The organism is Chthoniobacterales bacterium, from assembly GCA_036569045.1.
Lineage (GTDB): Bacteria > Verrucomicrobiota > Verrucomicrobiia > Chthoniobacterales > JAATET01 > JAATET01.
Window position 1 is genome coordinate 21,753 of sequence record DATCRI010000016.1, and the last position, 6,899, is coordinate 28,651.

At 63.6% G+C, this 6,899-nt stretch carries 10 protein-coding genes; 5 read left to right on the forward strand and 5 right to left on the reverse strand.

The features are described from left to right. Positions 1-81 precede the first annotated feature (81 nt). Entirely contained in the window at positions 82-651 is a 570-nt protein-coding gene (dcd, locus tag VIM61_04080; GenBank protein ID HEY8899565.1) for a dCTP deaminase, read from the forward strand. On the opposite strand, the gene VIM61_04085 is transcribed toward dcd, so the two are convergent. Genes VIM61_04085 through VIM61_04095 form a run of 3 tightly spaced genes read right to left on the reverse strand, consistent with a single transcriptional unit; the run spans position 632 to position 3,425 of the window. Next, on the reverse strand, positions 632-2,326 hold the full coding sequence (locus VIM61_04085; protein ID HEY8899566.1) for a sulfatase-like hydrolase/transferase: 1,695 nt from the start codon (positions 2,324-2,326) through the stop codon (positions 632-634). The two genes, dcd and VIM61_04085, sit on opposite strands and share 20 nt — an antisense overlap. 37 nt (positions 2,327-2,363) lie before the next feature. Further along, entirely contained in the window at positions 2,364-2,831 is a 468-nt protein-coding gene (locus VIM61_04090; GenBank protein ID HEY8899567.1) for a bifunctional nuclease family protein, read from the reverse strand. Between the two features lie 48 nt (positions 2,832-2,879). Further along, positions 2,880-3,425: a gamma carbonic anhydrase family protein gene (locus VIM61_04095; protein HEY8899568.1), complete on the reverse strand. Its 546-nt coding sequence runs from the start codon at positions 3,423-3,425 to the stop codon at positions 2,880-2,882. 153 nt (positions 3,426-3,578) lie between these two features. Here VIM61_04095 and VIM61_04100 point away from each other — a divergent pair, with 153 nt between their 5' ends. The 4 genes from VIM61_04100 to VIM61_04115 all read left to right on the forward strand — a co-directional run bounded on the left by VIM61_04100 (position 3,579) and on the right by VIM61_04115 (position 5,816). Continuing rightward, positions 3,579-3,857, forward strand: a complete 279-nt coding sequence (locus VIM61_04100) for an HU family DNA-binding protein (protein ID HEY8899569.1) — start codon at positions 3,579-3,581, stop codon at positions 3,855-3,857. A 176-nt stretch (positions 3,858-4,033) separates the two neighbouring features. Next, positions 4,034-5,017 carry a malate dehydrogenase gene (locus VIM61_04105; GenBank protein ID HEY8899570.1) on the forward strand — a complete coding sequence of 328 codons (984 nt, stop codon included), beginning with the start codon at positions 4,034-4,036 and terminating at the stop codon, positions 5,015-5,017. Between the two features lie 8 nt (positions 5,018-5,025). Continuing rightward, complete coding sequence (locus VIM61_04110; GenBank protein ID HEY8899571.1) at positions 5,026-5,400, forward strand: DUF423 domain-containing protein; 375 nt, start codon at positions 5,026-5,028, stop codon at positions 5,398-5,400. Continuing rightward, positions 5,397-5,816: a secondary thiamine-phosphate synthase enzyme YjbQ gene (locus VIM61_04115; protein ID HEY8899572.1), complete on the forward strand. Its 420-nt coding sequence runs from the start codon at positions 5,397-5,399 to the stop codon at positions 5,814-5,816. Before VIM61_04110 ends, VIM61_04115 begins: the two co-directional genes overlap by 4 nt. Before the next feature lie 63 nt (positions 5,817-5,879). Here the strand turns inward: VIM61_04115 and VIM61_04120 are convergent, their stop codons facing one another. Beyond that, a complete protein-coding gene (locus VIM61_04120; protein HEY8899573.1) occupies positions 5,880-6,545 on the reverse strand; it encodes a hypothetical protein in 666 nt (221 codons plus the stop codon). A gap of 18 nt (positions 6,546-6,563) precedes the next feature. Continuing rightward, positions 6,564-6,899, reverse strand: a 336-nt coding sequence (locus VIM61_04125; protein HEY8899574.1) for a hypothetical protein, incomplete at its 5' end; no start/stop codon positions are given.

Genomic DNA, 6,899 nt, shown 5'->3' on the forward strand with positions numbered 1-6,899 from the left:
TCCGGCGTGCCGGGACGCGGCAAACGAAAATCCCCCAAATCGCGGTTGGCGGCCGGGCGCGGCACTTGGTATTCGAATCCGATGTCCGTTTGCTCCGACCAGTGGATTCGCCGCATGGCGAAAGAGAAGGCAATGATCGAGCCGTTTTGCGATGGCCAGATGCGCACCGGCGAGGATGGCGGTCGCCTCATCAGCTACGGTCTCTCGAGCTATGGCTATGACTTGCGCGTGTCCGATGAATTCAAGGTCTTCACAAATGTCTTCAGCTCGGTCGTGGATCCGAAAAATTTCGACCCGTCGTCTTTCGTGGACATCAAGACCGACGTCTGCATCGTGCCGCCGAATTCCTTCGCGCTCGCGCGCAGCGTGGAATACTTCCGCATCCCGCGCGACGTGCTGACGATCTGCGTTGGCAAATCCACCTATGCCCGCTGCGGCATCATCGTGAATGTCACTCCATTCGAGCCCGAGTGGGAAGGCCACGTCACGCTGGAAATCTCGAACACGACGCCGCTGCCGGCGCGAATTTATGCGAACGAAGGCCTCGCTCAGGTCGTGTTTTTCAAGGCCGATGAAATTTGCGAGACGAGTTACGCCGACCGCGGCGGCAAATACATGAAGCAGCGCGGCATCACGATCCCGCGGATGTAACGCGCCGGTGCGACCCCTCCCGGAAAGGCGTCGCCGTGGGCGCAGGCGTGCCGGGAGGGCGCGGTGAATGGGAGGGATATGGCGGCGTGAGCCGGAGGATCTGCTTTTTCAGCCGCAGGGCGATCGCCGGGAGCTTCGAATTGTCGCGGATGAGATTGCGGCGCTCGAAGGGGGCCTTCCTGAGATTGTAGAGTTCGTTGAGCTCGTCCTTATCCGTGTAGGCGATATATTTCCACGGGCCCATCCGGATGGCGCGTTGCCTGGGGCCGTAGTTCGCGAGAATGGGGTGCGCCGGTGCGCGGCCGCCGTAGAGCGCGGCCGTGAGGCTGCGGCCATCACCGTCGGCGGGTTGTTTTCCGCGGATGCCGGCCAGCGCGCAGACGGTGGGGTAGATATCCACGAGCGAGACGGGCTGGTTCTCAATCCGGCCGACGGCTGCGGCGCGCAGGTCGGCGAGGATGAACTCGGCGCGCAGAGACGGCTCCCAAAGGCTGCTTTTGCCGAAGTGGAGCTTCTGTCCCCACGAGTAGCCGTGGTCGCTCCAGAGGACGACAATGGTATTGCGCGCGTAGGGGCTGGCGTCGAGGGCGTCGAGCACGCGACCGACGCAGGCGTCGGCAAAGGCCGCCGCACCGAGGTAGTAACGCGCGGCGACGAGCAATCGAAGGCGGGCGCTTCGGGCCGCGCGCGGAGAGCCGTTGAAACCGAAAAATGCCTTCACCCGGGAATGGTTGCCCTTGGAAACCCTCGTGACGTCGGAAAGATCTCGAAGTTCGGTGAGAAGGTTGATTCTCGCGGCGTTCAGCGCGTCGAACGGCACGCGATCGATGAATTCCTTCGGGGCCGTCCACGGGGTGTGCGGACGACGAAATCCGACGGCCAGAAAGAAGGGGCGGGTGGGATTGATCGCCATACTGCCGGGGATGCCGAGCCTGTCGTTCGCCTGCACGAAGCCGTCGCGGAGCAGCGTCGCGGCGAGTCCGGCATTGATCCAGTCGGGCTGCGCGTCGACGCCAGCCTGCTCCACCCCGAAATTCAGCGGGCTTGGCCCCGAGCCCGGTGCGGGGATGACTTGCTCGAGCGTGCCGCAGGTTCTTTGGAGATAGGCCGTCCAGCTTCGGGCGAGGTCTGGCCAGTCGACGACCGTTGTTCCAATGGTCGTCGCTTCCGCGAAGTGAAAAATCTTACCGAGCCCGAGAGAATCGTAGCCGGCCTGGCGGAGCCGCTGGGGGAGCGTCGTGGCGTCGCGCAGCTGCGAATGCTGATCGCGCAGCGGGTATTTGTTCTCCTGGCTGTAGCCGGAACGCGCCGCGGAAATGCCCGTCAGGAGCGCGGCGCGTGATGCATTGCAAAGCGGATAGCTCGCCCAGGTCTGGGTGAAGGTAACGCCGCGGCTCGCGAGGCGGTTCAGGTTCGGCGTAATGCGGGCTGAGAGCTCATAACGGGCAACCGGATTCGGAACGAGCACGGACAGCAGCGCCGTGGGATCGCCGAGATTTCCGGCAGAGAGCGGGACGAGATCGTCGAGAGCGATGAAGACGAAGTTCGGCCGGGACTGGGCCTGGGCGGAGGCCGGGAAAAGCGAGAGAAAGGCCGTCAACAGGAGGAGGCATCGCGCCGGGACTGGCCAGATCGGGGTGCGCAGGGGATGGCTGAAGGGAGCGGAGCGGGACATGATTTCCGGAGGAGAGATCGGTCCGCGCGGCTGGTGGCTATTCGGATTCCCCGCCCGGCTCGTCCCGGGAGTTCTCGATCTTCTCGAGCACGTCGGACATGTCCTCGACTTCGTTCCAAACGTCCTCGCTCACGTAAATGGGCGCGCGTTGCTGGGCCGCCATCGCGATGCAGTCGCTGGGGCGGGCGTCGAGTTCGATGATCTTGCGCTGCTGGATTTCGTTTTCTGCGGAGAGGATGAGACGGCCGAAATACGTGCCGTTCTTGAGGTCGTTGATGACGATGCGCTCGACCTTCGCGCCCACGGCCTCGAGCACGAGGGCCATGAGGTCGTGGGTGAGTGGCCGCTCCTTTTCCTGTCCGCTGATGAACATGCCGATCGCGCTGCCGACGCTGGAGTCCACGTAGATCACGAAGACTTTTTCCGCGGTGCCGAGAAAGACGGCGCATCCGCTGCCCGTGGGGATCAGCGCCCGCACGCGCACTTCGATCACGGGTTTGCTCATAATCTCACTTTTAGCAGCAACCCGCGGACCGAACAACTGCTGCGCACGTTATTGCCCTGCGGCCCGGGCGAGATAGACGCGAGAGAGCTTCACGTAGCGCTCCGCCCAGCCCCGCACGCTGGCCTGCTGTTCAGGCGTGAGCACGCGAGCGACCTTCGCGGGCGATCCCAGCACGAGCGAGCCGGGCGGGATCTTTGTGCCGGGCGTGACGGTGGCGTTGGCGCCGATGATCGAGCGGGCGCCAATGTGCGAGCCATCAAGGACGACGGCCCCCATGCCGACAAGGACTTCGTCTTCCAGCGTGCAGGCGTGCACGGTGGCGTTGTGGCCGATCGTCACCCACTCGCCGATGATCGCGGGCAGATCGTCCGCGACGTGCACCACGCTGCCGTCCTGCACGTTCGAATGCGCTCCGATGCGGATTCCGGCGATGTCGCCGCGGAGCGAGCAGCACGGCCAGATGCTGGCCTCGTCTCCGATCTCGACATCGCCTGCGATGAAGGTGTGCGGAGCGATGAATGCCGAAGGGGAAATCCGCGGCGTCTGACCAAGGAAATGAGCGATCTGCCGATCGAGTTCGGGGCCGGAGGTCATGATTCCAGAGGGTAGCGAGGGGCGTGGCCCGTCCAAGCAAGAATTATGGACCTCCGCGGGCGGGGCCCATGAAAGATTTTGCGCAAAGTCGATTGACAGTGTGGACGGATTTCCTCTAGGTTTTCCCTCACCAGCAGGCACCAACCTCCAAACATGAGCAACAAAGTCGCACTCGTCGAAGCCGTTCAGAAGACCCTCGGTAAGGAAACCAGCAAAGCCGAGGCCGAGCGCGCGGTGAATGCGGTGATCGACGCGATCAAGATCGGCGTCAAGAAGACGAAGACCGTCCAGCTCATCGGTTTCGGAACTTTCAAAGTGGCTTCCCGCAAGGCCCGCACCGGCGTTAATCCCAAGACCGGCGCGAAGATCAAGATCAAGGCCTCGAAGACGGTGAAGTTCGTCGCGGGCAAGGCGTTCAAGGAATCGCTCTAAGATTTTTCCCTTTCGCGGATTTCCTCCCCGCACCGAGAAGACCCGTTTGGCCGTTCGGCAAAACGGGTCTTCTCATTTTTACGCATAATTTCTGCGCTTCGAGATGGAAACTTTGCGGCGGATAATCGGCGAAAACGATGGACCGTCTCCGGGGCTCTGCGCGACGATGGGAGCATATGAAAGCTCCCCTGAAAGTCGCTGTAACCGGTGCCGCCGGACAGATCGGATATTCGCTGCTCCCTCGCCTCGCTTCGGGCGGCGTTTTCGGTCCCGACCAACCGGTCTCGCTGCATCTGATCGAGATCGAACCTGCGATGAAGGCGCTCGAGGGCGTCGTGATGGAGTTGCACGACTGCGCGTTCCCATTGCTCGAGAGCGTCGTGGCGACCGCGGATCTGGACGAAGGGTTTCGGGGCGTGAACTGGGCTCTGCTGGTGGGCAGCGTGCCGCGCAAGGCCGGGATGGAGCGCAAGGATCTGCTCGGAATCAACGGAAAAATCTTCATTGGCCAGGGGCAGGCCATTGCAAGGAACGCGGCATCCGACGTGCGCGTGCTCGTGGTGGGAAATCCCTGCAACACGAACTGCCTGATCGCGATGAACAACGCAAAGGACGTCCCGAGCGACCGGTGGTTTGCGATGACGCGTCTCGATGAGAATCGCGCGAAGACGCAGCTTGCGCTGAAATCGGGCGCCCACTGGCGCGACATCGACCGTCTCGCGATCTGGGGCAACCACTCGAGCACGCTCTATCCCGACTTCGCCAATGCGCGTATCGGGGGCAGGCCGGTGGGTGAGGTGATCTCGGACACGGCATGGCTCGAGGGTGACTTCATCAAGACCGTGCAGCAGCGCGGGGCGGCGATCATTGCGGCCCGCGGACAGTCTTCCGCCAAGTCCGCCGCGCATGCGGCGATCGAGACGGTGCAGGCGATCGTGAATCCCACGCCGGGCGACGACTGGCACAGCGTGGCGATGTGTTCCGATGGAAGCTACGGCGTCGAGAAGGGATTGATCTCGTCGTTCCCCACGCGGTCGCGGGACGGCAAGGTGGAAATCGTTCCCGACCTGCCGTTGACGGACTTCAGTCGGGCGAAGATCGATGCCTCGGTCGACGAGCTGAAGCAGGAGCGGGAGATGGTCGTGGATCTGCTTGGATAATGGCCTCGATGGAGAATCCGGACCGGGGAAATTTTGTCAGCCTGCCATTTCGCATCGCCGCCGGAATGGGATTCCTCGGCGTGGCGCTCGGTGCGTTCGGCGCGCACGCGCTCAAGCCGATGCTGGCGTCGTTCGGCACGGCGGACGTGTGGGTGACCGCGGTGCAATACCAGCTCGTCCATTCCGTGGCGTTGCTCGGGCTGGCCGCGGCGGGACGGGCGAGCCAGCTGGTGACGTGGCTGTGGGTCGCTGGCGTCGTCGTCTTTTCGGGATCGCTTTATCTCTACGCGTCGTCGGGTGTGCGCTGGCTGGGGGCGATCACTCCGCTCGGTGGCGTGGCATTGCTTGCCGGCTGGCTGATCCTGCTGCTTCGCGGACGATGACCGCGCACGTTACCACGATCGAGGTGCGAACGCGCGGCAAGGGCACCTACGAAATAACGGACGACGTCGCGCATGTCGTGCACGAGAGCGGGGTGCGCACGGGCATGGTCACCGTGTTTCTCCAGCACACGAGTGCGAGTCTTGTCATTTACGAAAATGCGGATCCGTCGGCGCGCGAGGATCTGCACGCCTATTTCGAGCGACTGGTGCCGGAGGATGGCCCCGACTGGCGGCACACCCTCGAGGGACCGGATGACACGACGAGCCACCTGCGGATGGCTCTCACGCGCACGAGTGAAACGATTCCCGTGAAGGGCGGCCGGCCCACGCTCGGCACGTGGCAGGGCATCTTCGTCTTCGAGCACCGCCGGGCCCCGCACACGCGGCGCGTGGTGGTGAGCGTGGTCGGGAACTAGCGAAGAGGAAGCGGAAGAGACATGGTTTTCAACTCCTACGAGTTTCTCCTTTTCTTCTGATCGCTATTGCTCGAACCAGGAAATGCCGTTTTCGGCATTGGCGGCGGACCGGGTGTTCGGATCGTCGACGAGCACCGCTCGTGTGACCGGCGCGACGTGACCATCGCAGAAAAGCACGTTGGCGATGGCGGTGGGGCTGGACGGGCGGCTGCCGTGGAGGAAGGCGACCGTCTCGGGAGTCGCCGCGGGTTCGTAGTCGCTCACCTCGGTGAGAAAGACGATGTTGCCGGGGAAATTGAGCTCGCTGATGCGGAAGCTGCGAACGCCTTCCTGCGGCTGGAGGAAGCGGTTCATCGCATAGTTGAAGTAGAACAGTTCCGGGTCCCAGGCGTGCGGCGCCTTCGAGGAGGGATCGATCCAGAGCGACGGCGTGCCTGGCTTCGGGCGGCTGCCGGTGGGCAGTTCCGAGAGCGGCGGCTGGCTGAGATACGTGGGGAGGGCGTTATACCAGGCCTTCTCCGGCTTCGCCACGATCGGCGCGGAGCCGACCTCGGGGAGCTGGTTCTCGTTGTCGATGAGGTAGAGATTCAGTGCGATGCCCCACTGCTGAAGATTGCGCGCGCTGGCGGCCCCGGAGGCGTCCTTGCCGCGGGCCACGAGCCACGCGATGATGGCGACGACCAGAAGGACGCCGACGGCGCTGGCGAGGAGAATTTCCCGGGGCTTCATGAACAACGATTCGAGGAGTTACAGACCATTGGGGTCTTGCATGGTCCAGCCTGCGGGAACAGCGAAGGCGAGAGGTTGTGGGGCTTTGGAGAGGTAGCTGAGAAAGTAGGCGAACTCGGAACCCGGGGCGCCGGAGCTGCCGGGGACGTCGCGAAGAGTCTCGGGCGGGAGGCCGAGCTCCTGCGCGAGGAGGGAGCCGAAGAATCGGGAGGTCGTGACGACGGCGGGCTGGCCGGCGGGGAGGTCCTGCCGGATGAGCAGCGTCATGCCGCTGAATTTTCCGAGGCGGGCGATCTGTTCGGGCGTGAGCGTGAGCTGCACGAGCGGCGTGGTCCACGGAAGGCTGTTGTAGAC